Below are 26881 nucleotides of genomic sequence, written 5' to 3' on the forward strand. Positions count from 1 at the left end.
TCCGTCAGACGGACCAGCCTTCCAGCCGAAGGCCCGTCTCGCGCCGGAGCTTCTCCGCTTCCGGCGCGAACGCTTCCTTCAGCCGCTCGCGGGTCGCCTCGGCGATCACCACCTTCGGCATCGGGCGGCTCAACGGGTAGAGAAGCGCGAACTCGACGTGGCTGCGCAGCGACCAGGGCAACCGCTCGCGGAAGGCCCGCGTTCGCCGCTTGACGGTGCGGCCGAGCGGCGTCGGCACGCGCTTGTGCCGGGAGGCGTGCAGGTCGCGCCCCTGCGCTTCGAGCGCGGCGCCGGGATCGACCCCGAGAAGGCCGAAGAGGTCGGCCAGGACCTGGGGCCGCTCGGTCCGCAAGCGTTCGGATTGGACGAGGTGGATGGCGTCCTCATGCCAACCCGCCTCGAAGTAGCGCAGCATCTGCGCGTGGTAGCGCCCCGGGTCGACGTAGATCGGATCGGTCAGCGCCTCGTCCGGCGCGCGCCGCTCCACCCCCGCCGCCAGCCGATGCTTGTAGTGCGAGACGGCCCGCGCGACCGGGTCCCGCACGCAGTAGATCAGCTTGGCGTCGGGGACGAGCGCCCGCATCCGTTCGGGCACGTCCGTCACGCGGGGCCACATCGCGTAGCCGGGCGAACTCTCGCCGCAGACGCGGCGCGCCGTCCTGAACTGCTGCCGGTACCAGGCCTCGCCGCGGTGCCAATTCCCCCGGTCCTGAAAGAACTCCAGTTCCTTCTCGGCCGTCGTGAAGACCTCGGGGTGCTGGCCGAGGAGGACGTGGAGCGTCGTCGTCCCGCCCTTCATCGCGCCGATGACGACGAAGTCGGGCAGACGCCCCTCGGCCGGGTGGTTCGGTTCCATGAAGAGAGCTTCGCGCGCGTCGCGGCGGCGCGCAACGACGCGCGCGAAGCCGATCAGAACCGGGTGCGCAGCGTCGCTCCGTAGGTCCGCGGGTCGCCGAGCTGGCCCACGACCAGGCCGCTGTTCCCGGGCTGCGCCGTGAGGAGCTCGTAGTAGTCCTCGTCCAGCGCGTTGCGCAGGAAGGCGAAGAGCTCCCAGCCGTCATCCGCCTCGAAGCCCGCTCGGAGGTTCACGAGCCCATAGGCGGGCACCTCGAGGTCGTCCGACGCGGAGGCGCTCGACGAGAAGGACGAGCGGTAGCTCGCATCGACGCCGAGATAGGCGCGGCCCCGCGCGCCGAGGAGGCGGGCCTGCCGCCCGTACTCCGCGCCGCCCGAAGCCGCCCATCGCGAGACGCCGGGCAGCTTCGTGCCCGACACGTCGCAGGCGGTCGGCCCCCCCGTCAGCTCGAGCGGGCAGGGCGCGTCAGGGAAGGAGCGGTACTCGGCGTCCGTGTAGGCTCCGTTCGCGTAGAGCGAGAAGCCGTCGCCGACGTCGAGCCCGGCGCCGAGCTCGACGCCCTGCACCCGCACCGCCTCGGCGCCCGCCAGATAGCCGCGCAGCACCCCGACCGAGGCGTTGACCACGTTGGTCTGATAGTCCTCGACGTCCGTCCGGAAGGCGGTGAGGTCGAGGCGGGCGCGGCCGGAAAGGAGCGCCGTCTTCAGCCCCGCCTCGTAGTGATCGACCGTCTCCGGATCAATCGAGGCCGCATCGAGCGCCGGCTCGCCCTCCGCGTTCGCCGGCACGCCGGACAGGTTCACGCCGCCCGACTTGAAGCTGCGGGCGTAGGTCGCGAACAGGTTGGTCCGGCCCGCCAGCGCGTAGGTCGCGGTCACCCGTCCCGACACGTTCACGTCGTCGAAGTCCGCGTCGTAGGACTGCGGCGCGAGGACGGAACGTTGCAGCGCGATCAGGTCGGGATCGTCCGTCTGCAGCCCGCCCGAGACGGTCTGCTCGACGCTCGCCTCCTTCTGGTCCCAGTTCACCCGGACCCCCGGCTCGAGGCTCAAGCGGTCCGTGATCCGCCAGCTCAGCTGGCCGAACGCGGCGGCGCTGCGGTTCTCGTAGTCGACGCCGGTCGTCTGCCGGTAGCCGTCGAGAAGATCGGGCGTGACCCCCTCGCCGGGGGCGAGGAGGAACCGGGCCGCCGCGGCACCCTGTTCCTGCACCGCGGTCGAGTCGATCGTCTGGTCGAAGTAGAACACGCCCCCCACGACCGACAGGCTGTCCGTCAGCGTGCCCGCGTAACGCAACTCCTGCGTCCACTGGTGCTGCTTCGACGCGTTGGCCGAGATCGTCGTGATCGGCAGGCCGATGAAGTCCCGGTCCGAGGACGGGTCCCAGTCCCAATAGCGCCAGCCCGTGATCGACGTCAGCGTGCCGGGGCCGAGCTTCCACTCGGCCTGGAACGACAACCCGCCGAGCTCGTGGTCCGAACGGACCTGCGTGTCGATGTCGGTCAGCCGATCGAAGGGATCGAGGCTCGGCAGGGCGTAGCCGAGGTCGGCGGCGATGGCCGGGAACCGGCGCTCCTCCGACCGCTGGGTCGGCGCGATCAGCGCGGCGACCTGCGTGCAGCACTCCGTATCCTGCCGGTTGTAGTCCGCGTAGAGGCGAAGGGTCAAAGCGTCGCTCGGCTCGAAGAGGAGCTGGCCGCGGACCCCGAGATTGTTGAGCTCGTTCACGTCCGCGCCGGTCTCGACGTTGGTCAAGGTGCCGTCCCGGCGGGTGGCGGAGACCGAGAGCCTCCCCGCGAGCGTCTCGTCCGCCAGCGGACCGCTGATCGAGGCCCGCGCCTGCACGTAGCCCAAGTTCCCGTAGGAGACCTCGGCCTGACCTTCCGGCGTGAAGCTCGGCGGCCGGGTCGTCACGTTGATCGCGCCCGCCGTCGTGTTCTTGCCGAACAGGGTGCCTTGCGGCCCGCGAAGGACCTCGACCTGCGCCACGTCGATGAAGTCGAAGCTCGCCGCCGCCGGGCGGCTGTAGAAGACCTGGTCGATGTAGAGCCCGACGCCGGGCTCGATGCCGTCATTGGTCAGGCCGAAGGGCGCGCCGAGGCCGCGAATGTTGATCGCCGAGTTTCGCGGGTTCGACGAGTAGAACTGCAAGGTCGGGGTCAGCTGCTTCAGGCGGTCGAGGTTGTAGGAGCCGGTCCGCTCGATCACGTCGCCGGAGACGACCGTCAGGGGGATCGGCACCCGGTTCGGGTCCTCGGCGACCCGCCGCGCCGTCACCGTGATGACGTCCTCCTGCGGCGCGGCCTCCTGGGCGAAGGCCGATGTCAAAGCGATGAAGCTCGCGCCGCCCGCCAACGCTGCTGCCGTCCACGCACGTCCCATACGAACCGTCCCTCTGTAAGACGGTCTAATCTCGACTTAGTAGGTAGAGATTGTCGAGTATGGCGGCGAGCACGTTCCCGCGACGGGGGGCGCGGCGATGGCGGGTCTTCAAAGGCCGTTCGGCTCGAGCGAGGCCGCGATGGTGGTCTCGTCCAGGACGTCCCTCGTCGCGGCCGCGACCCGGGCGAAGGTTCGCCGCACCTCGCAATCGGCCTCGACGCGGCAGTCCTCGCAGCGCCGGTAGGCCGTCACGCTGAGGCAGGGCAGGGGGGCGATCGGTCCGTCGATCAGGCGCAGCACGTCCCCATAGGTGATCTCCGACGCGGGCCGCAGAAGGCTGTAGCCGCCCTGCGGTCCCCTGCGGCTCGCGACGAAGCCGCGATTGCGCAGGTCGAGAAGGATCTGCTCGAGGAACTTCTGCGGGATGTTCTGGTCGGCGGCGATCTCGGCGATGCTGACCGGGCGTTCGCCCTCCCGCTTGGCGAGCGCGATCAGCGCCCGCAGGGCGTAGCGGGCGCGTTGAGAGATCAAGGCCTGGGCGCCACGCCCGCTAGCCGGCGTAGCGCTGCATCACGAGGCAACCATTGGTGCCGCCGAAGCCGAAGCTGTTCGACAGGAACCGGTCGATCGCGACCTCGGCCCGCTCGCGCAGGATCGGCAGCCCGTCGAAGAGGGGGTCGAGCTTCTTGATGTGGGCGGAGGCGGCCAGGAACCGCTCCTTCATCATGAGGAGGCCGTAGACGACCTCCTGCGCGCCGACGGCGCCGAGCGAGTGCCCCGTCAGCGACTTCGTGGACGAGAAGGGCGGCACCTTCTCGCCGAAGACCTCGCGCAGGGCCTCCGCCTCGCGCTCGTCGCCGACCTTGGTCGAGGTGCCGTGCGTGTTGACGTAGCCGATGGGGCCGTCGACGCCCTTCAGCGCCGCGCGCATGCAGCGGACGGCGCCTTCGCCGGAAGGGGCGACCATGTCGAAGCCGTCCGAGTTCGCGGCGTAGCCCACGACCTCGCCCCAGATTTTCGCGCCGCGGGCGAGCGCCCGGTCCAGCGACTCGACGACCAGGACCGCGGCGCCCCCCGCGATGACGAAGCCGTCGCGGTCCTCGTCATAGGCCCGGCTCGCGATCTCCGGCGTGTCGTTGAAGTGGGTGCTCATCGCCCCCATCGCGTCGAACATGTTGGCGAGGGTCCAGTCGAGGTCCTCGCCGCCGCCGGCGAAGATCACGTCCTGCTTGCCCATCGCGACCTGCTCGTAGGCGTGACCGATGCAGTGCACGGACGTCGCGCAGGCCGAGCTGATCGAGTAGTTCAGCCCCTTGATCTTGTAGGGCACCGCCAGGCAGGCCGAGTTCGTGCTCGACATCGCCTTCGGCACGGCGGTCGGGCCGATCTTGCGCGGGCTGCCGGTCTCGCGGGTCTTGTCCGCCGCCGCCACGATGGTCTCGGTCGAGGGGCCGCCGGAGCCCATGACGATTCCGGTCATCTCGTGAGAGACTTCCGCTTCGCTGAGGCCCGCATCGGCGATCGCGTCGCGCATCGCGACGTAGTTCCAGGCCGCGCCCTCCCCCATGAAGCGGCGGGTCTTCTTGTCGAGGATGTCCTCGACGTCGAGCTTGGGACGGCCCCAGACCTGGGACTTGAAACCGCGCTCGGCCATCTCGGGAGAGTGGGTCAGGCCGGAACGGCCCTCGCGCAGGGACCGCGTGACGTCGTCCAGCGTGTTCCCGATGGAAGAGACGATTCCAAGGCCCGTGACGACGACTCTACGCATGGTGCTCCGTGACTCTCCGACTGGGGATGCTTCGCATCCTACATCGCGCCGGCGTTCAGCTGTTCTTGACTGAACAGTCCGACGCGCAGGTCCGTTGCCTCGTAGATCGGACGATCGTCAGCGAACATGGTTCCGTCGCCGATGCCGAGGACGAGGCGGCCCCGCATGGCTCTGCGAATGTTGATCTCGTAGCGGACGCACTTCACCGCGGGCGTGACCTGGCCGGTGAACTTCACCTGACCGGCGCCGAGCGCCCGGCCCGCGCCGGGGCTACCGCCCCAGGTCATGAAGAAGCCGACGAGCTGCCACATCGCGTCGAGGCCGAGGCATCCCGGCATGACCGGGTCGCCCGGGAAGTGGCACTCGAAGAACCAAAGGTCCGGCGTCACGTCGAGCTCGGCCGTGACCTGCCCCTTGCCGTACTTGCCGCCGTCTTCCGTGATCGAGGTGATCCGGTCGAACATCAGCATGGGCGGCACCGGCAGTTGCGCCGAGCCGGGGCCGCGCAGGCCGTGAAGCCCGCACTCGATCAGCGCATCCTTGCCGAAGCTGTGCGCGCGTTCCGTGGTTTCGCTCATGCCGCAGGGGTTAGTCGCGGCAGCCTTTGCGCGTCAACGCGCTTAGGCGGGCGTCAGCCGCCGACGCCCCAAAGAAGGGTCTGCGGCAGCCATCCCTTGTACGATCCGGCCCGCAGGCGGCACCAGCCGTCCTCGCAGTGCTCGACCTCCGCCATCACGCCCGCCGTCAGCCGCGCGCGGCCCGGCGCGGCGTCGGACGGCTTGGCCCGAAGGACGGCCTCCTCGGCCCGGACGACGGCGTTGTCGTTGCCCATCAGCATGGAGCGGTGGATCCAGTAGCGGCCGCCGTCCTGATCCTCGACCCGCCGCCAGACGTCGTCGCGGGTCTCCGCGATCACCTTCAGCGGCAGGCCGCGCTGACGGTAGGTGGCGGCGATCGGATAGTCGAAGCTCGGTCCGAAGCGGGCGATCACCTCGTCCTTCTTCAGCGCGACGAAGCGCGGCACGGGCAGGCCGGAGGGGCCGATGACGACGCGGGTCTCGGGGTGGGGCGCGGCCATGGGCGACGCGTCGGGGCTTCCCGCGCGCGCAGGGGCGGCGTTCGCCCCCGCAAGGGCGACCGCGAGGAACAGACCGACGACACCTATCCGCATGGCAAGCTCCCGTTCTTCTTGATGAACGAGGCCTGAATGCCGCCATCTTGCTTAAGGCGGCGTTAAGCGAACCGCGCGCGGCGCTTTCAACCTTGGGTGATCGGTGCTGCGTCCTCGTCGAGGCGGCGCGCTTCGGCCTCCAGCATCACGGGAATGCCGTCGCGGATCGGATAGGCGAGGCGCGCCTTCTCGCTGATGAGTTCGCTTCGCGCCTCGTCATAGGTCAGCGGCGCGCGCGTCACCGGACAGACGAGCAGAGCGAGGAGGGCGGGGTCGGGGCGCCGGGGGCCGTCGGTCTTGCTCATTGCAGCCTCTCCGAGCGCTCTTCGCCGTTCTCGCGCCGCTGCTCGGCCACGGCCATCTGCATCAAGGCGACCAGCGTATCGCCCCTGTCGAAGAGCGTCGGGGCCTCCAAGATCGCCTGCTTCTCGTCCGCCTCGAAGGGGCAGGCCATGGCGACCGAGTTGATCAGCGTCTCGGCGGACGCGCCCTCGATCGAGTCCCAATCCGCCCGCAGTCCCACCTCCTCGAGGTAGTCCATCAGGATCTCGAGCACCCGCTCGCGAAGCGCCGGCGTCTCCTGCGGATCGGGCGACAGGTCCATCTCGAAGCGCGACCAGCGCACGTCGCCCTTGCGAAAGCCGCCTTCGACGAGCTCGTCGTCGGTCAGCTCGAAGCGGGAGACGCCGGTGAGCGTGATGAGGATGCGGCCGTCCTCGGTCTCCATGAAGGAGGTGATCCGGCCCGCGCAGCCGACCTCGTAGAGGCGCGGGTTCACGTCGTCGTCGTCGCGCGGGCGCACCATGCCGATCAGGCGGCCCGTGCGCAGCGCCTCCTCCGTCATGGCGAGGTAGCGCGGTTCGAACACGTTGAGCGGCAGCCGCCCGCGCGGCAGCAGGATGGCTTCCCGCAAGGGAAACAGCGGCAGGGTGTCCGGCAGCACCGCGCCTTCCTGCCCTGGTCCCGGACGTCGATATGCAGTCATGCGAGCCTCAGGTCATAGGCGCGCCGCCCCAGCGCACCGCCGTTCCCCCTTCTCCTTCGAGACTTAGGAGAACAGGAGAGAAGACAAGCGCCGGCGGCCGGTCTTCACCGCCGGGTGGGTGGGGCCGAGCGCTTCGAAGACCTGCAGGAGCTTCGCCCGCGCCGCGCCCTCGTTCCACTCGCGGTCGCGCTCGATGAGGCCGAGCAGCGTCTCCATCGCGCCTTCCATGTCGCCGCCGCCGGACTGCGCCTCGGCCAGCGCCATGCCGTTCTGCATGGACGGGTCCGCTTCGTAGGCGGCGCGCGCCTCCGCCGATGCGCCGTCATTCCCGCCGCCGCCGATCAGGTCGAGCTGCGCGGTGATCTGCGCGACCGCCGGGTGCGACCGTTTCGCCTGCGGCACGGCGTCCAGGGCCTGGCGCGCCTGGTCCACCTGGCCTGCGCTCGCGAAGCAGGCGGCGAGGCCCGCCAGCGCCTCGGCCTGCTCGTCCGAGCCCTCCTCGGCCATCTGGCTCGCCTGCGCGAAGAGGCCGGAGGCCTGGGCGAGGTCGTTCGCGCCCACCGCTTCGGCCGCCGCGTCGAGGTAGTCGCGGGCCTGCGGGCCTTCGGCTTGCGCGCCCGCGCCGCCGCCAAGGCCCATCTGCTGCGCCATCTGCAGCGCCCGGTCGACGAAAGCCTTCACCTCGCTCTCGGGCACCGCGCCGACGAAGCCGTCGACGGGCTGGCCGCCGAGGAAGACCATCACCGTCGGCATGGACTGGATGCGCAGCTGCTGGGCCAGCATCTGGTTCTTGTCGACGTCGACCTTGACCATGCGGACCGCGCCGCCGCGCGCTGCGACCTCCTTCTCGAGGATCGGCCCCAGCGTCTTGCAGGGCCCGCACCAGGTCGCCCAGAAGTCGACGATGACCGGCACCTCGAGCGAGGCCTGCATCACGTCGGCCTGGAAGGTCTCGATGGTCGCGTCCTTGACGAGGCCGTTCGGCGCGGCGCCGCCCGCACCGTTCTGACCTGTGTTTTGGCCCGAGTTCTGGCCAAGGCCAGCGAAGGGGGTGGAGGTCTGGGACATGGAAGTCTCCTGAAATCGTGGCGCGCTCGCTCGGCGCAGGGTCTTTGCTGGCTAGATGGCGGGCGGGACGCAGGGGGACAAGGCGCCGCGGCAGGATCGCAGCCCAGCTTTTCCTTCCCGCGAGGTCGGGGAGAGGCGCCGGGGCGGGCTGCGCCTTCCGTGCCCCGCTTCTGAACGGCTTCGGGGTCGTGCCCGTCTCGCGGCGGAAGCCGCGGTAGAAGGACGGCCGCGCGTTGAAGCCATCGCCTCGACCCGGTGCCGGTTCGCGTAGTCGAAGAAGGTCGTCCCCATCGCCTCGTTCAGCGTCCGGGACACGAGCTTCCCCTCCGCCCCCCTCCGCGCTGCGGGCCATCCAAGGACAAGTCGGGCTCCAAGAAGGGCCGCTCCTCCGCCATCAGCCGTTCGGTCTTGCCCGCGATCCGCGTCGCCTGCGCGGCGGTAAGGCCCGAGCGTTCGTAGCGCGGCGCCGAATGTTCGATCGGGGCGGGCGGTGATGGCCTTCGATCCCGCCTCCTGCCGAGGCCGCTGGGCGGACCGCTTCTCGTCGCTGGCTTCAGCTGCGCGGGGGGCTTCGTGTCCGGCTTCGTTCTTGCGGGGGCGCGGCCGCCCCCGAGCGCCCACGAGGGTCATCCGCCCAAACCCGAGCCCTACGAGAAGGAGGCCGGACGCCTTCGAAGGCGTCCGGCCTGCCGCGGCCTCGTCGTGCTCAGGGAGAGAGGCCGCGGCGCCGAAGCGTCCTCAGCTGAGCGCGTCCTTCACGATCTTCGCGCCCTGCGCGACCATGCTCATCTGCTCCTTCTGGGCCCCGCCGATCATGGGGTCGGGCGGCGCGAGCTTGGGCTCCTCGCCGTGCGCTTCCATCGGGCCGGAGGTGAATTCGGCCTTGCCGTCCATCGACTTGCCCGAGGACCACCGCCCCTGGGTAGGCTCGCCGCGGTCGGCGCTCGTGCCCATGAACTTGTAGGAGAACTCGCTCGCCTCCTGCTCTTGAGGGAAGGAGTTCGGGATCGGGAACATCTTCTCGACGCCGCCCATGTCCTCGATCGCGGCCATCCACTGCTGCTGGTGCATGGTATCGCGTGCGATCAGGAAGGAGATCATGTCCTTCATGCCGGGGTCGTCGGTCATGTTGTAAAGACGCGTGGCAAGGACGCGGCCCGTCGATTCGGCCGTGACGTTGGCGAACATGTCCGCCGCCAGGTTGCCGCTGGCGTAGCAGTGCGAGGTGTCGAAGGGCACGCCGTTCGAATCCGTCGGCAGCGCGGCGAGCCCCGTCGAGAGGATCTGCCGCATGTCCATGCCGTTCAGCACCGAGCCGTTGATCGGATCGGAGGACACCTCTTCTTGCAGCGCTTGCGGCGCGCCCTCGAGGTTCAGCGCCACCGCCGTCGCCAGCATCTCGATGTGGCCGAGCTCCTCGGTCGCGGTCTCGAGCAGCATGTCGCGGTACTTGGACGGCCCGCGCGCGCCCCAGGCCTGGAAGAAGTACTGAAGGCAGACGCGGATCTCGCCTTCGATGCCGCCGATCGCCTGCTGCAGGGCCTTGGCGAAGACGGGGTTCGGCTTCTCGACCTTGACCGGGTACTGAAGACGCTTGTCGTGGAGGTACATGGGCTCTCTCCTTGGCTCGCCGCGTACGGCGTTGCGGGAACGCGGCGGCCCGTGCGTAAGCCGCCGACGAGAGTGCAACTCGTTCAACAGGATACCTGTTCCATTTTGAGACAGATATATCTGTACACGAAGGCGTGGGCGTCGCGCGCCGGCCGCAACCGAACGCAAGCGGCCTGCGTGGGCGCCGTCTCAGGCAGGCGCCGCCAAGTCCGCGTCTCTGACCTCCTGCGCATGCTCGGCACAGAACCGGCGCAGCCCTTCAGGGCTCACCGCGGTCGAGGCCGTGTTGCGCAAGGGATGAAACCAGACCGGGTCGTGGACGGTTAGGTTCGTGTCCAGAACGACCGTGCGGACGCGGCGGTCCTGATCGTTCATCAAGGCGAAGGGCGTGACCGAGCCGGGCGTGACGCCGAGCACGTTCGAGAGCGTCTCGGCGCTCGCGAAGGAGAGCCGGCCGCGTGCGCCGAGGGCTCGGCCCACGCCCTTGAGGTCCACCCGGACCGTGCCCAGCGCGACCAGGAGGAAGAGGCTCGCCTTGTCCTTCACCAGCAGCGTCTTCGAATGCCCGCCGGGAAGGGCGGCCTTCACCCCGGCGCTCTGCGCCACGGTGAAGACGGCCTCGTGCTCGTGGGTGACGTGCGCGATGCCCAAGCGGCCCAACTCGGCGTAGAGCGCGGCCTCCCGGTCCAAGGCCGGGCTCAGTCCTGAGGCTCGGCCTCGGCGCCCTCTGCGGGCGCGGGCTCGATGCCGAGGAGCTCGACGTCGAAGACCAGCGCCTGGTTCGGCCCGATCGGCCCGCCCGGCGTGCCCGTCTCGCCATAGGCGAGGTCGGACGGCACGTAGAAGCGGTAGGTGTCGCCGACGTTCATCAGCTGCACGCCCTCGGTCCAGCCGGGGATCACCTGGTTCAGCGGGAAGGTCGCGGACTGGCCGCGGCTGTAGGAGCTGTCGAACTCCGTGCCGTCGGGCAGGGTGCCGCGATAGTTCACCTCGACCACGTCCGTCGCGGCCGGGCTCTCGCCCTCGCCGCCGGCCTCGACCACCTCGTAGAGAAGCCCGCTATCGGTCGTCTCGACGCCGTCGCGAGCGCCCATTTCGGCAAGGAAGGCTTCGGAGGCCGCCGCGTTCTCGGCGCCCATGGCCTCGAACTCCGCCATGGCGGCGGCGCGGCGTTCCTCCATCCGCGCCATCTCTTCCTCCTGGACCTCGGTCAGGCGCGCTTCGTCCTCGGGATCGATGACCTCGACGAGGCTGATGTCGAAGATCACGGGTTCGCCGGGGGAGAGGCCGGGCCCGCCCTCGGCGCCATAAGCGAGGTCCGCCGGCAGGACGAAGCGGGTCTTGCCGCCCTCCTTCATGGTCGGCATCCCCTCGAGGAGGCCCGGCAGCTGCAGCACGCGGTAGGAGGGGATGGCGACCGGGGCGCCGTTCTCGGCGGAGCTGCCGAGGACCTCGCCGCCCGGGCGGCGCACCTCGAACTCGATCCTGAGGACGTCCTCCTCGGTCGGGCTCGGCCCGTCGCCCTCTTCGAGCGTCTCGATCTGCAGCCCGCTCTCGGTGACCGTCACTCCGTCGCGCGCGGCGTTCTCTTCGAGGAAGGCGCTGCCCGCGGGCTGCGCCGCCGCGCCGTCCGTCGCGGTCGCCGCCGTCTCGGTCGCAGGCGCCGCCTCGGGCGCGTCGTCATTGCCGCCGCAGGCGACGAGGGCGAGGGTGCAGGCCCCCGTCAGCAGTGTTCTTCTCATGGTGCAAAACCTCCTGGTGCCGCTTCGGCCTGCCCCCGGCCCGGGCTCTTCGGGCCTCCTAGCGGCGCAAACCTTACGGTTAAAGCCTCGTTAACGAACGCCCTTCGACACTTCTCCCCACGAATCACCCCACGCTGTGGATAACTAGGTCTGGTGGTATCCTGAGCACGAAGCGCAAGACTTGGTGTTAACGGGTGAACCGCCGCCGGATCACCGGGCAGGGCATGAAGGAGAGTGGAGAGCATGAGCGCGACCGAAGCACAAACGACCAAACCGCAAGCTTCGACCCAAGCGTCGGCTGAGGTCCGCCCTGGCACAGAGGCGCGGCCTGCGCTCCGGGTCGTGCGCGAGGTGGTCGTCGACCACAGCCGCGACGCCCTCCTCACCGCCTTCGGCAAGAAGACGATGGACGACCGCTACCTCCTCAAGGGCGAGCGCTACCAGGACATGTTCGCCCGCGTCGCGACCGCTTACGGCGACGACGCCGAGCACGCGCAGCGCGTCTACGACTACATCTCCAAGCTCTGGTTCATGCCCGCGACGCCCGTGCTCTCCAATGGCGGCGCGAACCGCGGCCTGCCGATCTCGTGCTTCCTCAACGCGGTCGGGGACAGCCTCGACGGCATCGTCGGCACGTGGAACGAGAACGTGGCACTCGCGTCGAACGGCGGCGGCATCGGCACCTATTGGGGCAAGGTCCGCTCGATCGGCGAGCAGGTGAAGGGCTCGGGCCAGACTTCCGGCATCATCCCCTTCATCCGCGTGATGGACAGCCTCACCCTCGCGATCAGCCAAGGGTCCCTCCGCCGCGGCTCGGCCGCCTGCTACCTCGACGTCCACCACCCGGAGATCGAGGAGTTCCTCGAGATCAGGAAGCCGTCCGGCGACTTCAACCGGAAGTCCCTGAACCTCCACCACGGCATCAACATCACCGACGAGTTCATGCAGGCGGTGCTGAACGACGAGGAGTTCGGCCTCCGCTCGCCGAAGACGAACGAGGTCCTGCGCCGCGTCAACGCGCGGAACCTGTGGCAGAAGATCCTCGAGATCCGCCTGCAGACGGGCGAGCCCTACCTCGTCTTCTCCGACACCGTGAACCGCGCCATGCCCAAGCACCAGCGCGACCTCGGGCTCAAGGTCAGCACATCCAACCTCTGCGCAGAGATCATGCTGCACACGGGCGAGGATCACTTAGGCAATGAGCGCACGGCCGTCTGCTGCCTCTCCTCGATCAACGCGGAGAAGTACGACGAGTGGAAGGACGAGCCGCAATTCGTAGAGGACGTGATGCGCTTCCTCGACAACGTGCTTGAGGACTTCATCCAGCGCGCGCCGCCCGAAATGGCCAAGGCCGTCTACTCGGCCAAGCGCGAACGCTCGGTGGGCTTGGGCCTCATGGGCTTCCACTCCTTCCTGCAGCAGAAGAACATCCCGTTCGAAAGCGCGATGGCGAAGAGCTGGAACATCCGCCTCTTCAAGCACATCCGCATGGCCGCCGACGCGGCGTCGGTCGCGCTCGCAGAGGAGCGGGGTCCTTGCGAGGACGCGGCCGAGCAGGGCCACATGCAGCGCTTCAGCCACAAGATGGCGATCGCCCCCACCGCCTCGATCTCGATCATCTGCGGCGGCGCGAGCCCATGCGTCGAGCCCATCCCCGCCAACGTCTTCACCCACAAGACCTTGTCCGGCAGCTTCACGGTCAAGAACCAGGCGCTGGAGAAGCTCTTGGAAGCCAAGGGCCAGAACGACGACGACGTCTGGTCCTCGATCCTGGAGCACGAGGGCTCTGTTCAGCACCTCGATTTTCTGTCCCAGGACGAAAAGGACACCTTCAAGACCGCCTTCGAGCTAGACCAGCGCTGGGTGATCGAGCTTGCGGCCGACCGGGCCCCCTTCATCTGCCAGTCCCAGTCGATCAACGTCTTCCTCCCCGGCGACATCGACAAGTGGGACCTCCACATGCTGCACTGGACGGCGTGGGAGAAGGGCGTGAAGTCGCTCTACTACTGCCGGTCGAAGAGCGTTCAGCGTACGGCCTATGCGGGCGGGACCAAGAAGGACGCCGGCGAGGCGCTGATGGCCGGCGCTGCGCGTACGGATTATGACGAGTGCTTGGCTTGTCAGTAAGGTAGTAGTCGCAACTAGGAGATGATTACTCACAAGTGCGATATAACCGAAGCCGTGGTCCGGTTCAGGAGCCTGCTAGGTTCTGAGCAGTCTATTGCAATATTGCAGCAGGCCGAATCGGACGCTGACGCGATTGGAAGTTTGCTTCAGGGCGGAGTGGATAAGTTTCCACAAATTCAGAACGCACAGCTCGGGTTTTGGATAGGTTTATCTCAGCAGGGGCGTAGGGTGATTTTTGACCCTACGCTCTACTCCCATCTGCTTGCTTTTAAGTTTATTGAAAACTTTCTACATTTTTGTAGTAAAAACAAAGATAGTCTGACAATAACAAAGCTGATTACTGGCTATATCGGCCAAGTAAAGATTGGTAACGGCCGAGCTACTAGTATGGAGCTTGATTTTTACAAAAATGTTTCATCCAAATATTTTGTCTATCCTGATGATCTTCTATCATCAGACGAGCAGGCAAGCGTGGTTGATTTTTCCATACACCATCCTCGAGCTACTATTCTGGCTGAGTTGAAGAGTCTCGATGTAAAGGCTTCATCTGCATATAAGCGCATATCCTTGCTGCTTTCGCACGTTGAAAGCGGTTTGCTACGGGAGAATATTGATAGAAACGGTTCGGCAGTAATTGTAGTAACTTATAATGGCGATCTAAACCTCAGCGATGAACGATTAGGCCATGTTGCCAAGCGTTTTGTTAAAGGAATATCAGCGGAAGAGACCGACCTCACAGTGGATAATATCAGATTTCGCGTGTTCGAAGAAGTCGAAGGCGAGGTAGGAGCTCTTTTCAGTGACTGTGTGGTTTCTGAACAAGAAGTTGAGAAACTGATTGAGAAATACAGTCTAAGATGCGGCGTAGAAATTGGTTCAACTTTTATGAGAAAAGTTTCCAGTTCTAGTAATAGATATTATCTTATTCAATCAGCGCCGAAGAAGCGTTTTATAAAAAGGGTAAAGAACGAGATTGAAGATGTAAGGAGAAAATTCCTAAACCCGAGTGCATGCAACCTTCTTATAATTGAATTGCGCAGGGTTGAGGCAGGGGAGATATATACCTCTAGAGAAGGTGCAAGAAGCGGGAATCGGTATTCAGAACGTGAGATATGTACTGCGTCCGCGGCTGAAATGGCATTTAGAAGCACATCGAGAATTGACGGCGTAGCGTTTTGTTCTGATTATACAGCGATTGACGAGTGCGGAAAGGTAGTGGGTTTCGATCTTTATTCGCGCGATCCGTTTCGTTATCTTAGGCCAGCGAAATTGCATAATCAGTCAGTATTCTACCTTCGGAGAGAGAGTAAGTATTTGGAGATCGCGCAATCTATGTTCAGGGAGCGCGTGATTGTAATATAGTTGCTCGCTACGCTCGTAGGCCTGGCGCCGTGGCGGGGCACGTGAGGCGATATACAGCGTGACTAGGTTCATTCTATGGTGGGCGTTCGGGTATCGTTCTATGATCGTCTATGTCTTCCCACGTCACGTTTAGGCCTTGGCCCCCTCGCGGCACTGTCGCCTGCATGCACGACGGCGGACTTGCGCGCTGTCGTAGGTTCGGTCGCGCCGTAGGGCGGCTCGCGAAGCGTGCCGCCGAGGCGGCCGGAGGCCGCCATCCTATTTATTCAGGTTCGCAGAATAGCGAGCTTTAAAGCTGACGTAGCCGCCCCTGGATCACTAAGTTGCCCTTATGCTGTGAATGGGGATGCGCATGTTTGATTTTCTGTCTTTCGCTTCCAAGGTGGTTGGATCGATCGTCTATTCGATGATCAAACCGACTCTCGAAATTCGTCGCCGGCGCAACCGTCGCGGAGCTCTCACATTTGCTCACGACGCTGCTTTGAGACCGTTCATTGGGAAAGCTCTCACTCTCGTCGCGATCGTGGCTTGGATCACTGTACAGCTCGGTTCGGTGCTCGGTCCGTTGCCACCCGAAGCGAGAGCTGTAATCGATCCTCTTTACTGGGAATTGTTCGGTCTCGTCTGCATGATCGGCATTATCTGTCGAACGTTTGACGGTCCTGCCTCATAGTACCTTCTTCTACGCAGATAGGAAGACTGACCGCTGGCGCGATCATCGGCGGCACGCTTCGCGAGCCGCCCTACGTCATCGTTCCCGCGAACCGGCCCCTCACCCCGCGCGCGCAGCGCCGGGCAGGGGCCATCCCTCGTCCTCCGCGCGGCCGATCGCGTCCATCGTATGGTCCATCGGCAGGGCGATGACGGACTGTGCGCCGGACCGGCGGGCATCGCCGAGCGCCGCGTCGCGGTCGAGCGCGCTGGCGAGGCTGCGAAGGTCGATGTCCCAGAACTCGGGCCGCCGCGCCCCTGGATGGCGGCGCACGAGGATCGAGCCGATCGCACGGTGCGTGCGGTGCGCGTCGCCCGTGACCGGCGCCTCCTCGGTCTCGACGGTGTAGGCGCCCGCGGGGAACTCGTCCCTGATCCCCTTCAGCGTGAAGGGGTAGGCGAAGGCGACCTGATGCTTGCAGATGCGGTTGGCCATGACAGGCTCCGGTGGAAGGGTGGGGGCGGGCCGCGCCGGACGGCGCGGCCTCGCGGCGCGAGCGCTTACTTCTTCGAAGAGGACCCGCCGCCGCTCTTGCCGCCGCCCTTCTTCGCGTCGTTCGCGGCCTTGGCGGACTGGCCGTCCTTGCTGTCCGCGCTCGGCGCGACGGTCTTGGGTCTAGAGTGCGGCTTCTTAGGGTGAGACATGACGAAGCACTTTTCCGAGCGTTAAGCTCTGTTGGCAACGCCTAAGAGATGGGCGGGTTTTACTTGCGGCGTAAGGCCGCTACTCTCTTCGTGTTCGAAGAAAAAGCAGGCGACGCCTCGCCTTGCACCCCTCTCCCCCGGCGGGGAGAGGGGGGAGCGCGGCGCGGTCGTCGCATCGGCTCGAAACTTGTCCCCGCCCCGTTTCCCTATGCCATGCTGCGTGCGTTCTCCCGAGCAGGGCCGGGCGGTGTGCACGCTACTCATCGGTTCGGGGGACGGTGATCCTGAGGGGAGCGGACGTAGCGGTCCGTGCGGCAGGTGGCTGATCGGGGCCTGCCGTTCATTCCCGAGGGACGAGGGTTTGAAGCGCTATCGCGGACCAAGGCGCCGAAAGGTCGCCCCCTGCGAGGGCCCCTTGGCAAGATCACCGCCGGACGTTCACCGTTCTGGGCTACAGTATCACTCTCCCTTCGCGCTCAGCGCGGGGACGTCCGGACACCCGGCCATCGTACACCCCGCCCTAGCGGGCGCTTCGCGCTGCGCTGGCGGTTTCACACCCGCCGCCCGCTCCTGTACCCCCGCACCACGCGAGAGGAGTTCGGGCCATGGCGAAGAACACCGGCGAGGGCTACCGCATCGGCGCGGTCAAGGACCGCTCCCAGGTCCAGAAGGACGACGGCAGCTGGGCCAAGCGCGACGCGGGCGACGGCACCTTCATTGACAACAAGGCCGCGCCCGACCCCTATAAGGGCGTCGCGAAGGAACCGGACGATCGAAGTGACCGGCGAGGCGAGGACTGAGCCTCGCGCGACGGCGGACGCGCCCGCGTGTTCGGCTCTCATGACCGCCGCGCGCCTCTTTCTTCTCCTCGGGCTCGCCGCCTGCGCCGCGCCGCGCGCGCAGCCCGCGCCGGCCGACGAGACGGGGCCCGAGGCGGTCGTCGAGCGCTACTACCGCCTCCTCTCCGAGGTCCGCTACGAGGAGGCGCAGGCCCTCTGGGCGGCGGGGACGGACAAGCGCACCGAGACGCCCGAGGACTTCGCCCGCTCCCTCTCTCCCTATCAGGCGGTCGAGGGTAAGGCCGTCGGAGAGACGAGGATCGAGGGCGCGGCGGGCACGCTCTACGCCACCGTGCCGATCCGCGTGACGGGGACGCGGCGGGGCGAGCCCTTCGCGTCGGACGGCGAGGCGCTCCTGCGCCGCTGCAACGACGTGCCGGGCTGCACGCCGGAGGACCGCCGCTGGCACCTCTCCAACCTCAGCCTCGCGCCCTGAGGGGGCCTTCGCCCTTTACCCTCTTCGCCTTTACGCCGATACGCGCCCGATGCGCATCGCCTTTCTAGGGGACATCATGGGCCGCACGGGCCGGGAGGCCGTGATCGAGCGGCTGCCCCAGCTCCGCCGCGACCTCCGCTTGGACTTCGTCGTCGTCAACGTCGAGAACGCGGCGGGCGGGTTCGGCGTCACGCGGACGATCTGCGACGACGTGCTCGCGGCGGGGGCGGACTGCCTGACGACGGGCAACCACGCCTACGACCAGAAGAACGACGTCGACCACTTCGACGACGAGCGCAGATTGCTCCGGCCCGCCAACTTCCCGCCCTCGAACCCCGGGCGCGGCGCGGGCATGTACCCGCTGCCCGACGGCCGCATGGTCCTCGTCGTCCAGGTCCACGGCCAGCGCTTCATGAACCCGATGGACGACATGGTGCCCGCGTTGGAGCGCGCCTTGTCGGACGTGAAGATGGGCCGCGAGGCGGACGCGATCGTCGTCGACGTCCACGCCGAGGCGACCTCCGAGAAGTACTCGGTCGGCCACTACCTCGACGGCCGCGTCAGCCTCGTCGTCGGCACCCACACCCACGTGCCGACCGCCGACGTGCAGGTCTTCCCCGGCGGCACCGCCTTCCAGGCCGACGCCGGCATGTGCGGCGACTACGACTCCGTCATCGGCATGGACAAGGGCGTCATCCTCGAAGGCTTCGTCTCCAAGATGCGGGGCCCGCGGATGCAGCCCGCCTCCGGCCCCGCCACGGTCTGCGGCATCGTGGTCGAGACGGACGACCGCACCGGCCTCGCCCTGCGGGCGGCGCCCCTTCGTGTGGGCGGCAGGCTGGCGGAGGCGCTTCCCGCCTTCTAGCCTCGTCCCCGCTCACGAAGGACGCCCTATGCTCTCCCTCCTCATCGGCCTTACCCAGGCCGTCCAAGGTCCCCTCGACGTCTATGGCGACTGGGTGGTCGAGGGCGGCCGAGGGACCGTCACCATCGCGCGCTGCGCCAGCGTGCCGGAGGCGCAGGACGGCACGCCCTGCGGCGTCCTCACCTCGGTGCCGGCGGAAGCGGGCCCCGAGGGGCAGGAGGTCATCGGCGCGCGGCTCCTCTGGGGCTTCGAGGAGGACGGGCAGGCCTGGGGCGGCGGGCGCATCCTCGATCCGGAGGAGGACAAGACCTACCGCTCCAAGATCTGGCGCGAGGGCGGCACGTTGCAGGTAAAGGGCTGCCTCGGCCCGTTCTGCAAGACCCAGGTCTGGACCCCGGCGGGCTCAGCGCTCGAATAATGGACGTCTTCGAGGAGCTGAACACCTTCCGTGTGCTGGCGAGGGAGGGAACGATCACCGGCGCGGCGAACGCGCTCGGCGTCGCGCCGTCGGCGGTCTCCCGGCGGCTGAAGGCGCTCGAGGACCGGCTCGGCACGCAGCTCGTGGGCCGTGACACGCGGCGCCTCGTGCTGACCGCCTACGGCCAGCGCTACCTTCGCGGGGCGGAACGCGTGCTCGCCGACCTCGATGCGCTCGAGGAAAGCGTGCGGGAGGCCTCGGGCACGATCTCGGGCGCCATCAGGGTGACCGCGCCGCTCTCCTTCGGCGTCTCCGCGCTGCCGGACGTCCTTTCCGCCTTCATGACGCAGCATCCCGCCGTCGAGATCGACCTCGACCTGTCCGACACGGCGCAGGACCTCGTCGGCGGCGGCTTCGACCTCGCCCTCAGGATCGGCACGCTCGCCTCGTCCTCCCTCGTTGCGCGCAAGCTCTGCGAAGTGCCCTTCGCCCTGACCGCGAGCCCCGACTTTGCGGAGGCGAGGGGGCCGTTTCGAACGCCGAGCGAACTCGAGGGGCTTCCGATCCTCGCCTACTCCGGTGCGCCGCGAGGCGAAGTGGTCTCCTGGCGCGACGGGACCGAAGAGGGGCAAGTGCGCCTGCGCCCGGTTCTCCAGGCGAACAATGGCGACCTGCTGACCGCGCTGGCCGAGCGGGGGCTCGGGATCGCCTTCGGCCCTCGCTTCATCGCCAAGGCCGGCATCGATGCGGGGCGGCTGACGGAGATCCTGCCCGGGACCGATTGGCCGGGTGCCGCGCTCTACGCCGTGCGACCGCCGAGCGATCACGTCCCCGCCCGCCTGCGGGCCCTGATCGATCACCTTGCCGAGGCGCTGGGACGTTGAAGCTTGCGCAAGCTCGCCCTAGAGGCGTCGCCTACCCCTCACACCCGGAGGCATCCCATGGCCGGCCACTCCAAATGGGCCAACATCCAGCACCGCAAAGGCCGTCAGGACGCCAAGCGGTCCAAACTCTTCTCCAAGCTGTCGAAGGAGATCACCGTCGCCGCCAAGATGGGCGCGCCCGACCCTGACATGAACCCGCGCCTGAGGCTGGCGATCCAGAACGCCAAGGCCGTCTCGATGCCGAAAGACAACATCGAGCGCGCGATCAGCAAGGCGACGGCAGGCGAGGGCGACGACTACGAGGAGATCCGCTACGAGGGCTTCGGCCCGGACGGCGTCGGCATCATCGTCGAGGCCCTGACCGACAACCGCAACAGGACCGCGTCCGAGGTCCGCAGCGGCTTCTCCAAGAACGGCGGGAACCTCGGCGAGACGGGTTCGGTCTCCTTCGGTTTCGACCGGGTCGGCCTCGTCGAGTATCCGGCCGAGATCGGCTCGGAGGACGAGGTCCTGGAAGCTGCGATCGAGGCGGGGGCTGACGACGTCGTCTCCTCGGACGAGAGCCACCGCGTCTACTGTGCCTTCGAGGACCTGAACGAGGTCGCGACCGCGTTGCAGGACCGCTTCGGCGAGCCCGAGAAGGCGGGGCCGGACTGGCGGCCGCAGAACACGATCGAACTCGGGCCTGAAAAAGCCGAGACGATGATGCGCCTCTACGACGCTCTGGACGATCTCGACGACGTGCAGAACGTCTACGCGAACTTCGAGCTGTCGGACGAGGCGGCTGAGCGCCTCGGCGGCTGACCTTCGCTGTCCTTATCGGTTGTCGATAAGGAACCGCGTTCCTACCTGCGGCGGGCCGTCGCAGGAGGTCACCTCATGAAGCCGCTTCTTCTCACCCTTTCCGTTCCCCTCGCGCTGAGCTGCGCTGCCGCCGTCGCCGCTCAGCGGGAGAACGTCCAGCGCTTCGATGCCGACACCGTCTCGATCGAGGATGCGATCGGGACGGTCACCGTCACTTTCGACGATGGGGAGGACGTGCGCGTCGCTCTGTCGGACGGGAACACCCGCCCTCTGACGGTGCGTCAGGACGGCGATAGGATCGAGATCGAAGGGCCGGACGCGATCGACGAGGACGACTTCTGGGCCGAGCATCAACGCTACGCCAAGGGCGGGTTCGGCGTCGGCCCGATCCGCATCGACATGGGCAGGCGGACCATCGTCCGGGAGGACGGCGAGGACCCCGCCTTCGCAAGGCTGCTCGAGGACTATCCCGTCATCGCGATCCGGGCGCCGCGGGGTACGGCGCTCACGGTGGAGGACTCGGCTCTGCGCCTACGGGGGGAAGGGGCAGCGGCAGGGGCGCTTAGCCTGGGGCCGAACACCTATCTCGTCGCGGACCTCGGCGATGCGCAGAGTGCCGCGGTGACCCTGTCGGGCGTCGGTCAGATCAAGCTCGGCGCGATCGAGGGGGACGCGGCGGTCGACCTTCTCGGCTCGGGCGACGTGGCCTTCGGGGACGCCGGCACGGCCCGGCTCACCTTGAAGGGCTCGGGCGACATCGTAGGGGGCGCCGTGAACGGCGATGCGCGTATCGAGCTTCAAGGTTCCGGCGACGTGACGCTAGGAGCGGTAAGCGGCGCGACCGCGCTGTCCTTGCGAGGCTCGGGCGACGTCGGCGTTCGCGAGACGGGCGCACTCGACGTTGCGCTCGTCGGGTCAGGTGACATCGAAGTCGGCCGCGTGGACGGCGCGGTCAGCGTGGAACTTCGCGGCTCGGGCGACGTTTCGCTCCGTGACGGTCGTGCCGATCCCTTCGAGGCCACCCTGACTGGTTCCGGTGACATCGAGTTCGGCGGCACCGCCATCTCGCCCGTCCTGCGCGCACGGGGCTCCGGCGACATCGAGGTCGCGGAGGCCGAAGGGGCCGTCGACGCGCGCGGCGACGGCATCCGGGTCGCAGGCCGTCGGTACGGCGACGACTAGGACCGGCAGGGGCCGGGAACCTTACGGCCCGCCGAGTTGTATGGGGGGCAGGCCTGTCTCGATATGAGGCAGGCCCCGACATGCGTCTTGGCCGAAGCGTGAAGCGAAGTTGGTCGTGACTGCGACCCTCATCGCGGACCCGCGCCAGAGAAGGCTGCGGGCCCGCGGGGGCCGATTCCTCCCGGCCACCTCTGACCGGGCGGCTCGTTGGCGTTCGTGTAGCGCCTGTAAGACCTCGTCACAAATAGATTCGTTGCTGCGGTGCAATGCAGTCGTGCTCGGGCGGCACGAATGAGTGAGCAATCATCAGCGCGAAGGCAGGACGAGCGCTCGCCGCGCCAAGCCCCTGGAAGTCGCAGGGCCGCTTGCGAGGCCCCGCCCCCTCTGGCAGGAGCGCGCCATGACCGCTCGCGCTCCTTCCCGGCAAGCCGCACTGCTCGTCCTCGCCTTCGCGGGCTTGGCCGTCTCGTGGCGCGTGCTGCCGCACATGCCGAACGTCGCGCCGGTCGCGGCGCTTTCTCTGTTCGCAGCCTGGGCGACCGGGCGGGCTTGGGTCGGCGCGCTGCTCTCGCTCACCGTGCTGATCGTCTCGGACGCGGTGCTCGGGCGCCTCCTCAGCGGCTTCAGCTACGACCCCGCCCTTCAGGGGATCGTATGGGCGATGCTGCTCGCCCCTGCGCTTCTCGCACGGTTCCTTCCAGCGCGTGCCGGGCGGGCCTTCGCCTTCTCGCCCTTGGCGGCCCTAGGCGGCGCGCTCGCCTTCTTCCTCGTCACCAACGCGGCCGTATGGGCGCTCGGCGACTTCTACGCCCCCGGTCCCGCCGGCCTCCTGACGTCCTACGCGGCGGGCCTGCCCTTCTTCCGGGCGTCGCTGATCGGCGACGTCCTCTTCGCCCTGACCTTGTTCGGCGGCGCGGCGCTCGCGGAGCGCGGCGGCGTCCGCCTCACTCAAAGAGCCACTCCAGCATGAAGATCAACGGCAACGAGATCCGCCCCGGCAACGTCATCCAACACCAGGACAGCCTGTGGGTGGCGGTGAAGACCGACGCGGTGAAGCCCGGCAAGGGCCCCGCCTACGCGCAGGTCGAGCTCAAGAACCTCCTCGACGGCCGCAAGCTCAACGAGCGCTTCCGGGCCTCGGAGACGGTCGAGCGCGTCCGCCTCGAGCAGAAGGACCACACCTTCCTCTACGAGGAAGGCGACATGCTCGTCTTCATGGACACGGAGAGCTACGAGCAGGTCTCGATTCCGCAGGACCTGGTCGGCGAGCGCCGCGCCTTCCTGCAGGACGGCATGGCGGTCGTGGTCGAGAGCCATGAGGGTCGCCCGATCGGCGTTCAGCTGCCGGAGCAGGTCACGCTCGAGATCACCGAGACCGAGCCGACCGTGAAGGGGCAGACCGCCTCGAGCTCCTACAAGCCCGCGATCCTAGAGAACGGACTGCGGGTCATGGTGCCGCCGCACATCTCGACGCCGCAGAAGATCGTCGTGAACACCGAGACGATGGAGTACGTGAAGCGGGCGGACTGAAGCCGCCCGCCTCATCGGTGTCAGTCTCCCAGGGCGTCGATGATCGCGACGACCTCGACCACCTTCCGGCTCGCTTCGGCGACCAGAACGATGTCCCGATCCACCTTGGCGTAGCGATGGCCCTCGGGCGGGGGCGGCAAGCGGTAGGCGCGCCGGTCACGCACGTAAGGATAGCCTGACGGCAGAGGCGCGCCGACAGCGTACTTCTTCGCCTGACCGGGCGGCGTGCAGCCCTTGTCCGCGAGCCCGGGCGGGCAGGGTTTCGGCCCGGCCGCGGCGGCCGAACCGCAGAGCGCCGTCAGCGCGGCGCTGATCATCAGTAGCGTTCGCATGGTTGCCCCTCTTCTTGCGAAGGCGGGACCGTGCCGCAGGCTCGCGGCGAGGTTAGGGCGCGCTCGGGTCGGAGGCTGCCCAAAGGTCTAACGTGCGTTCACGACGACCGCGGCGCGTCGCGTTTAGGTCCACAAAGACCTCGCCGACGGGGAGGATGGTGCCGAACACCTGATAGGGCGCAGCGGTGATGTCGTTCTGCGTGACGAGGAGGAACCTGTCGCCAGGCGCAGGTCGATAGGGCAAGGCGTACTCGTAGGTGTTGTCGAGCCCGCCGCCGACATCGAGCACGCGGATGGGAGTGTTCGATGCCCGAAGCTCCCAGACGAGGTGCGCGGCAAGTTCGCGGTCGTCCAGGAGCAGCCCGTCATACCCCGCCGCCGCCCGCGCGACTTGGGCAGCCGTCTCGTCCCACCCCCGAAGGCGCTTCACCACGTTCGAGAGCCCGAGGCCATCGGCAAGAGGAAGGTGGAGAAGCACGACCGTGAAGACGAGCCCGACGACGGCGTGCAGGGCGGCGCTACTCGGAAGAACCCACCGGGCCCGCCCGAGCCAGATCGGCAGAAGAACTGTAGCGGCGGGGTAGGCCGTCATCGCCCAGTTGGCATGGGCCCTCGACAGCAGGGCCTGCGCGCAGATCAGCGCGAGCGGCGGGACGATGAAGGCGAGGAGGAACCCAGCGTTCGACAGAGCCGAGCGGGGCCTTCGGACGAGTAGGGCCAAGAGGGCGAGAAAGGTGAGCGGACCGAAAACGCCGATCTGCCCTGCGAGGAAGTCGCCGAGTTCGTCCCAGTGCAGACCGCCGGACCAAGAGGCGTTGTCCGCGGTATGGCCGACCGTCTGCATCCCGTGGCTCAAATTCCATGCGACATTGGGCGCGAAGACGAGGGCCGCGATCGTGCAGGCGAGCGCGTAGGGGCCAACCCCTGCGGATCGCAGCCTGGGCGTGAAGGGTAGGGCCAATAGCAGTCCGAGCGGCCAGTAGATCATGGCGTACTTGGACAGGAGGCCGAGGCCGAGCGCGGCACCGAGCGCTGCCCCCCACCGGTAGCGCGGCGCGCCGACCTCGGTCAGTCGAACCAGGGCGTAGAGCGCCGCCGACCAGCAGGCGAGAAGCGGTATGTCGGTCGTAATGATGGTGGCGCCGAGCATTACCGCCGGCATCAAGTGCCAAAGCACGAGGGCCCAATAGCCCGCGGTCGGGCCTGACAGGCGTCTAGCCGTGCCGAACAGAAAGAGGCCGGTAGCGCCGATCAGGATGGGCGAGAACAGCCGGACCGACCAGGCGTGATCGCCGAACAAGGCGGTGGGTAGCGCGATCAGCCACGCGATGACCGGCGGCTTCGAGTAGTACCCCCAGTCGAGCGATCGGGACCAGAACCAGTACTGCGCCTCGTCCGGTCCGAGAGCGGTCTCGTAGAGCGGCAGAAGGACGAGGCGGGCAGCGGTGACAGCCACAGTCACGCCCAGCGCCACCGCGAGCGGCGAGAGGCTGTTTCTTCCGGTCGCTGGATCCGTCACTCAGCCCTCAGCACGATCAGTTCCACCGTCTTTCCGTTCGAGTAGTTGAGCCCGGTCACGCTGCCGAGGACGGTCGCTCTGGTTTCGGTCACATCGGGAAGCGCCCGACGCTCGACGACCGCGACGTGGCCGGACGTACCCAGCCAGACCGCCGCGCCCGCCCCGTCGGTCAGCCGCGTGGTCGTGCCGAGGAGGAAGACGGCCGAGGGTTCGCTGTAACCGGCGAGCGACACGTCGGGCGCGCCGTCGAGGCGGGGGTGAACGCCTTCGCTCTCGAGGAAGGCGGAGAGGCGGGGGCTCACCGCGAGGACGTCGAGGCTCGGCAGGACGGCTTGGAAGAGCACCCAGGCGAGGCCCGCCGAGGTCGCCGAAGCGACGAGGCCAGCGCGAAGGGGGGCCGTCCTTGCCAGCAGGAGGGCGCCCAGCGTTCCGAGGAGGACGAGACCGCTAAGACCGAACGACCAGGCCGGAACGCCGCCGGTCCGGTACTGGGCGAGGAGGGCGGGGCCAGCCGCGGCGGCCACGAGCCCGACCAACGCGTAGAGGACCGCGCTGCCCCACCGCCACCGCTTGAAGTCCGCGAGGCGCCCGCTGGTCAGGAACCCGCCCGCCAGGAGGGCGAGGGCGGGGTAGGCCACCATCGGGTAGTGAGGCAGCTTGGTGCTCGACAGTTCGAAGACGAGCCAGGCGGGAACGAGCCAGGCGAGGCAGAAGAGGACGCTCGGCGCCGCGCGCGCGCCGGCCGCCCAGCGCAGCGCTGCCGGCAGGACGAGGCTTGCAGGCCAGAAGAGGAGCGGCAGCAGGAGGAGATGATAGCCCGGCGGGCCCGCATGTCTCTCCTGCGCGGCGCCGACCTTGCCGAGCATGTCCGTGCCGATGGCCTCCGCGTAGAAGCGCCCGTCGGTGACGACGCCGATGGCGACGAACCAGGGCGCGAGCATCAGGCCGAGGACGAGCAGGCCGGTCAGGGGCCGCAGGCGGCGAAGCCAGTCGAGGCCTCTGCGCCGTCCCGCGACCGCGAGCGTACCGACGGTCAGCGCGGCGATCAGCGGTGCGATCGGCCCCTTGATCAGAACCCCGGCGCCGAGCGCGATCCAGAAGCCGAGAGCGGGACCGAGCCGGCCCTTACGGTTCGCCCACAGCGAAGCGAGCGCGGCCTGCATGCAGCAGACGGCGCCCAGGAGCGCGGCGTCGGTCTTCGCGATCGACGCCTCCGCCGCGACGATGGGGGCGCTCGCAAGCAGGAGCGCGGCGACGATCCCTGCGCGCCTGCCGAAGAGGGTACAGCCCGCCCAATAGGTGAAGAGCGCGGCGAGCACCGCGCCGAGCAGGCTCGGCAGGCGGTACGCCCAGAGGGGGCGATCCTCGACGTCGGCGAGCATGCTCACGCTTGCGGCCTGGAGCCAGTGGATGCCGACCGGCTTCTTGTTCCGCTCTTCGTCCTGGAAACGAATGCGGACGTAGTCGCCCGTCTCGATCATCTGCGTCGTCGCTTGGACGAAACGGCTCTCGTCCCGGTCGAGGGGCGGCACGACGAAGAGGCCGGACAGACCGCTCAGCGCGGCGAAGAGCGCGACGAGGAAGAGGTCGCGAAGCGTGCTCCTTCGGTCCGCCCCCGACATGTCTCCTCCGACGCTTGCCCGCG

At 67.8% G+C, this 26881-nt stretch carries 29 protein-coding genes; 12 read left to right on the forward strand and 17 right to left on the reverse strand.

The annotated features are described in order from the left end of the window. Positions 1-4: 4 nt before the first annotated feature. From GGQ59_RS03440 to bamJ, 12 genes are all read right to left on the reverse strand, one after another. On the reverse strand, positions 5-856 hold the full coding sequence (locus GGQ59_RS03440) for a sulfotransferase family protein (protein ID WP_183815826.1): 852 nt from the start codon (positions 854-856) through the stop codon (positions 5-7). A 53-nt stretch (positions 857-909) separates the two neighbouring features. Then, on the reverse strand, positions 910-3237 hold the full coding sequence (locus GGQ59_RS03445; RefSeq protein WP_183815828.1) for a TonB-dependent receptor: 2328 nt from the start codon (positions 3235-3237) through the stop codon (positions 910-912). Positions 3238-3345: 108 nt separating this feature from the next. Then, positions 3346-3768: an RrF2 family transcriptional regulator gene (locus GGQ59_RS03450; protein ID WP_183815830.1), complete on the reverse strand. Its 423-nt coding sequence runs from the start codon at positions 3766-3768 to the stop codon at positions 3346-3348. Positions 3769-3787: 19 nt separating this feature from the next. Continuing rightward, entirely contained in the window at positions 3788-5005 is a 1218-nt protein-coding gene (gene fabB, locus GGQ59_RS03455; RefSeq protein ID WP_183815832.1) for a beta-ketoacyl-ACP synthase I, read from the reverse strand. A 38-nt stretch (positions 5006-5043) separates the two neighbouring features. Then, a complete protein-coding gene (gene fabA, locus GGQ59_RS03460; protein WP_183815834.1) occupies positions 5044-5583 on the reverse strand; it encodes a bifunctional 3-hydroxydecanoyl-ACP dehydratase/trans-2-decenoyl-ACP isomerase in 540 nt (179 codons plus the stop codon). 53 nt (positions 5584-5636) lie between these two features. Continuing rightward, positions 5637-6176 carry an SH3 domain-containing protein gene (locus tag GGQ59_RS03465; RefSeq protein ID WP_183815837.1) on the reverse strand — a complete coding sequence of 180 codons (540 nt, stop codon included), beginning with the start codon at positions 6174-6176 and terminating at the stop codon, positions 5637-5639. Between the two features lie 86 nt (positions 6177-6262). Further along, on the reverse strand, positions 6263-6481 hold the full coding sequence (locus tag GGQ59_RS03470; RefSeq protein WP_183815839.1) for a Trm112 family protein: 219 nt from the start codon (positions 6479-6481) through the stop codon (positions 6263-6265). Further along, a complete protein-coding gene (locus tag GGQ59_RS03475; RefSeq protein WP_183815841.1) occupies positions 6478-7161 on the reverse strand; it encodes an LON peptidase substrate-binding domain-containing protein in 684 nt (227 codons plus the stop codon). Before GGQ59_RS03475 ends, GGQ59_RS03470 begins: the two co-directional genes overlap by 4 nt. 63 nt (positions 7162-7224) lie before the next feature. Continuing rightward, positions 7225-8229, reverse strand: a complete 1005-nt coding sequence (gene trxA / locus GGQ59_RS03480) for a thioredoxin (protein WP_183815843.1) — start codon at positions 8227-8229, stop codon at positions 7225-7227. 738 nt (positions 8230-8967) lie between these two features. Further along, positions 8968-9840 carry a manganese catalase family protein gene (locus GGQ59_RS03485; protein WP_183815845.1) on the reverse strand — a complete coding sequence of 291 codons (873 nt, stop codon included), beginning with the start codon at positions 9838-9840 and terminating at the stop codon, positions 8968-8970. Positions 9841-10029: 189 nt separating this feature from the next. After that, on the reverse strand, positions 10030-10530 hold the full coding sequence (locus GGQ59_RS03490) for a prolyl-tRNA synthetase associated domain-containing protein (protein WP_183815848.1): 501 nt from the start codon (positions 10528-10530) through the stop codon (positions 10030-10032). 8 nt (positions 10531-10538) lie between these two features. After that, entirely contained in the window at positions 10539-11582 is a 1044-nt protein-coding gene (bamJ, locus tag GGQ59_RS15535) for a BamJ family beta-barrel-assembly machinery protein (protein WP_183815850.1), read from the reverse strand. A 243-nt stretch (positions 11583-11825) separates the two neighbouring features. Between bamJ and GGQ59_RS03500 the strand changes: the two genes are divergently transcribed. From GGQ59_RS03500 to GGQ59_RS03510, 3 genes are all read left to right on the forward strand, one after another. After that, positions 11826-13709 (forward strand): ribonucleoside-diphosphate reductase subunit alpha, encoded by a 1884-nt coding sequence (locus GGQ59_RS03500; RefSeq protein ID WP_183815852.1) that lies wholly within the window; start codon positions 11826-11828, stop codon positions 13707-13709. A 21-nt stretch (positions 13710-13730) separates the two neighbouring features. Beyond that, positions 13731-15071, forward strand: coding sequence for a hypothetical protein (locus GGQ59_RS03505; RefSeq protein ID WP_183815854.1), 1341 nt, complete (start codon positions 13731-13733; stop codon positions 15069-15071). Positions 15072-15423: 352 nt separating this feature from the next. After that, a complete protein-coding gene (locus tag GGQ59_RS03510) occupies positions 15424-15744 on the forward strand; it encodes a hypothetical protein (RefSeq protein ID WP_183815856.1) in 321 nt (106 codons plus the stop codon). Positions 15745-15843: 99 nt separating this feature from the next. Here GGQ59_RS03510 and GGQ59_RS03515 read toward each other — a convergent pair whose 3' ends face one another. After that, positions 15844-16218: a hypothetical protein gene (locus GGQ59_RS03515; RefSeq protein ID WP_183815857.1), complete on the reverse strand. Its 375-nt coding sequence runs from the start codon at positions 16216-16218 to the stop codon at positions 15844-15846. A 65-nt stretch (positions 16219-16283) separates the two neighbouring features. Then, a complete protein-coding gene (locus GGQ59_RS03520; RefSeq protein ID WP_183815858.1) occupies positions 16284-16427 on the reverse strand; it encodes a hypothetical protein in 144 nt (47 codons plus the stop codon). A 605-nt stretch (positions 16428-17032) separates the two neighbouring features. Here GGQ59_RS03520 and GGQ59_RS03525 point away from each other — a divergent pair. The 9 genes from GGQ59_RS03525 (at position 17033) to efp (ending at position 23385) form a co-directional block, all read left to right on the forward strand. Further along, positions 17033-17227 (forward strand): hypothetical protein, encoded by a 195-nt coding sequence (locus tag GGQ59_RS03525; protein ID WP_183815859.1) that lies wholly within the window; start codon positions 17033-17035, stop codon positions 17225-17227. Between the two features lie 40 nt (positions 17228-17267). Next, positions 17268-17702, forward strand: coding sequence for a hypothetical protein (locus GGQ59_RS03530; RefSeq protein ID WP_183815860.1), 435 nt, complete (start codon positions 17268-17270; stop codon positions 17700-17702). 49 nt (positions 17703-17751) lie between these two features. Next, positions 17752-18567, forward strand: coding sequence for a TIGR00282 family metallophosphoesterase (locus GGQ59_RS03535; RefSeq protein ID WP_183815861.1), 816 nt, complete (start codon positions 17752-17754; stop codon positions 18565-18567). 28 nt (positions 18568-18595) lie between these two features. After that, complete coding sequence (locus GGQ59_RS03540) at positions 18596-18985, forward strand: DUF2147 domain-containing protein (protein WP_183815862.1); 390 nt, start codon at positions 18596-18598, stop codon at positions 18983-18985. Next, entirely contained in the window at positions 18985-19869 is an 885-nt protein-coding gene (locus GGQ59_RS03545; protein ID WP_183815863.1) for a LysR family transcriptional regulator, read from the forward strand. Before GGQ59_RS03540 ends, GGQ59_RS03545 begins: the two co-directional genes overlap by 1 nt. 57 nt (positions 19870-19926) lie before the next feature. Further along, positions 19927-20673: a YebC/PmpR family DNA-binding transcriptional regulator gene (locus tag GGQ59_RS03550; RefSeq protein WP_183815865.1), complete on the forward strand. Its 747-nt coding sequence runs from the start codon at positions 19927-19929 to the stop codon at positions 20671-20673. Positions 20674-20748: 75 nt separating this feature from the next. Continuing rightward, on the forward strand, positions 20749-21855 hold the full coding sequence (locus GGQ59_RS03555) for a head GIN domain-containing protein (RefSeq protein WP_183815867.1): 1107 nt from the start codon (positions 20749-20751) through the stop codon (positions 21853-21855). A gap of 400 nt (positions 21856-22255) precedes the next feature. Beyond that, on the forward strand, positions 22256-22825 hold the full coding sequence (locus tag GGQ59_RS03560; RefSeq protein WP_183815869.1) for a DUF6580 family putative transport protein: 570 nt from the start codon (positions 22256-22258) through the stop codon (positions 22823-22825). Beyond that, entirely contained in the window at positions 22822-23385 is a 564-nt protein-coding gene (gene efp, locus GGQ59_RS03565) for an elongation factor P (RefSeq protein WP_183815871.1), read from the forward strand. The genes GGQ59_RS03560 and efp overlap by 4 nt, the downstream gene beginning before the upstream one ends. Before the next feature lie 20 nt (positions 23386-23405). Here the strand turns inward: efp and GGQ59_RS03570 are convergent, their stop codons facing one another. Genes GGQ59_RS03570 through GGQ59_RS03580 form a run of 3 tightly spaced genes read right to left on the reverse strand, consistent with a single transcriptional unit; the run spans position 23406 to position 26858 of the window. Then, on the reverse strand, positions 23406-23717 hold the full coding sequence (locus GGQ59_RS03570) for an RcnB family protein (protein WP_183815873.1): 312 nt from the start codon (positions 23715-23717) through the stop codon (positions 23406-23408). Positions 23718-23769: 52 nt separating this feature from the next. Next, positions 23770-25236, reverse strand: a complete 1467-nt coding sequence (locus GGQ59_RS03575) for a glycosyltransferase family 39 protein (RefSeq protein ID WP_183815874.1) — start codon at positions 25234-25236, stop codon at positions 23770-23772. Then, positions 25233-26858 carry an ArnT family glycosyltransferase gene (locus GGQ59_RS03580; protein ID WP_183815875.1) on the reverse strand — a complete coding sequence of 542 codons (1626 nt, stop codon included), beginning with the start codon at positions 26856-26858 and terminating at the stop codon, positions 25233-25235. The genes GGQ59_RS03575 and GGQ59_RS03580 overlap by 4 nt, the downstream gene beginning before the upstream one ends. Between the last annotated feature and the right edge of the window lie 23 nt (positions 26859-26881).

The sequence above is a fragment of the Parvularcula dongshanensis genome (assembly GCF_014199615.1).
Lineage (GTDB): Bacteria > Pseudomonadota > Alphaproteobacteria > Caulobacterales > Parvularculaceae > Parvularcula > Parvularcula dongshanensis.

Excerpts from the sequence above, each read along its gene's own strand:
- GGQ59_RS03505 (WP_183815854.1), top strand. The coding sequence starts at position 13,731 with ATGATTACTCACAAGTGCGATATAACCGAAGCCGTGGTCCGGTTCAGG.
- GGQ59_RS03580 (WP_183815875.1), bottom strand. The coding sequence starts at position 26,858 with ATGTCGGGGGCGGACCGAAGGAGCACGCTTCGCGACCTCTTCCTCGTC.
- GGQ59_RS03555 (WP_183815867.1), top strand. The coding sequence starts at position 20,749 with ATGAAGCCGCTTCTTCTCACCCTTTCCGTTCCCCTCGCGCTGAGCTGC.
- GGQ59_RS03475 (WP_183815841.1), bottom strand. The coding sequence starts at position 7,161 with ATGACTGCATATCGACGTCCGGGACCAGGGCAGGAAGGCGCGGTGCTG.
- bamJ (WP_183815850.1), bottom strand. The coding sequence starts at position 11,582 with ATGAGAAGAACACTGCTGACGGGGGCCTGCACCCTCGCCCTCGTCGCC.
- GGQ59_RS03535 (WP_183815861.1), top strand. The coding sequence starts at position 17,752 with ATGCGCATCGCCTTTCTAGGGGACATCATGGGCCGCACGGGCCGGGAG.
- GGQ59_RS03500 (WP_183815852.1), top strand. The coding sequence starts at position 11,826 with ATGAGCGCGACCGAAGCACAAACGACCAAACCGCAAGCTTCGACCCAA.
- efp (WP_183815871.1), top strand. The coding sequence starts at position 22,822 with ATGAAGATCAACGGCAACGAGATCCGCCCCGGCAACGTCATCCAACAC.
- fabB (WP_183815832.1), bottom strand. The coding sequence starts at position 5,005 with ATGCGTAGAGTCGTCGTCACGGGCCTTGGAATCGTCTCTTCCATCGGG.
- GGQ59_RS03440 (WP_183815826.1), bottom strand. The coding sequence starts at position 856 with ATGGAACCGAACCACCCGGCCGAGGGGCGTCTGCCCGACTTCGTCGTC.
- GGQ59_RS03570 (WP_183815873.1), bottom strand. The coding sequence starts at position 23,717 with ATGCGAACGCTACTGATGATCAGCGCCGCGCTGACGGCGCTCTGCGGT.
- GGQ59_RS03445 (WP_183815828.1), bottom strand. The coding sequence starts at position 3,237 with ATGGGACGTGCGTGGACGGCAGCAGCGTTGGCGGGCGGCGCGAGCTTC.
- GGQ59_RS03530 (WP_183815860.1), top strand. The coding sequence starts at position 17,268 with ATGACCGCCGCGCGCCTCTTTCTTCTCCTCGGGCTCGCCGCCTGCGCC.
- fabA (WP_183815834.1), bottom strand. The coding sequence starts at position 5,583 with ATGAGCGAAACCACGGAACGCGCGCACAGCTTCGGCAAGGATGCGCTG.
- GGQ59_RS03520 (WP_183815858.1), bottom strand. The coding sequence starts at position 16,427 with ATGTCTCACCCTAAGAAGCCGCACTCTAGACCCAAGACCGTCGCGCCG.
- GGQ59_RS03510 (WP_183815856.1), top strand. The coding sequence starts at position 15,424 with ATGTTTGATTTTCTGTCTTTCGCTTCCAAGGTGGTTGGATCGATCGTC.
- GGQ59_RS03540 (WP_183815862.1), top strand. The coding sequence starts at position 18,596 with ATGCTCTCCCTCCTCATCGGCCTTACCCAGGCCGTCCAAGGTCCCCTC.
- trxA (WP_183815843.1), bottom strand. The coding sequence starts at position 8,229 with ATGTCCCAGACCTCCACCCCCTTCGCTGGCCTTGGCCAGAACTCGGGC.
- GGQ59_RS03470 (WP_183815839.1), bottom strand. The coding sequence starts at position 6,481 with ATGAGCAAGACCGACGGCCCCCGGCGCCCCGACCCCGCCCTCCTCGCT.
- GGQ59_RS03465 (WP_183815837.1), bottom strand. The coding sequence starts at position 6,176 with ATGCGGATAGGTGTCGTCGGTCTGTTCCTCGCGGTCGCCCTTGCGGGG.
- GGQ59_RS03560 (WP_183815869.1), top strand. The coding sequence starts at position 22,256 with ATGACCGCTCGCGCTCCTTCCCGGCAAGCCGCACTGCTCGTCCTCGCC.
- GGQ59_RS03485 (WP_183815845.1), bottom strand. The coding sequence starts at position 9,840 with ATGTACCTCCACGACAAGCGTCTTCAGTACCCGGTCAAGGTCGAGAAG.
- GGQ59_RS03515 (WP_183815857.1), bottom strand. The coding sequence starts at position 16,218 with ATGGCCAACCGCATCTGCAAGCATCAGGTCGCCTTCGCCTACCCCTTC.
- GGQ59_RS03545 (WP_183815863.1), top strand. The coding sequence starts at position 18,985 with ATGGACGTCTTCGAGGAGCTGAACACCTTCCGTGTGCTGGCGAGGGAG.
- GGQ59_RS03525 (WP_183815859.1), top strand. The coding sequence starts at position 17,033 with ATGGCGAAGAACACCGGCGAGGGCTACCGCATCGGCGCGGTCAAGGAC.
- GGQ59_RS03550 (WP_183815865.1), top strand. The coding sequence starts at position 19,927 with ATGGCCGGCCACTCCAAATGGGCCAACATCCAGCACCGCAAAGGCCGT.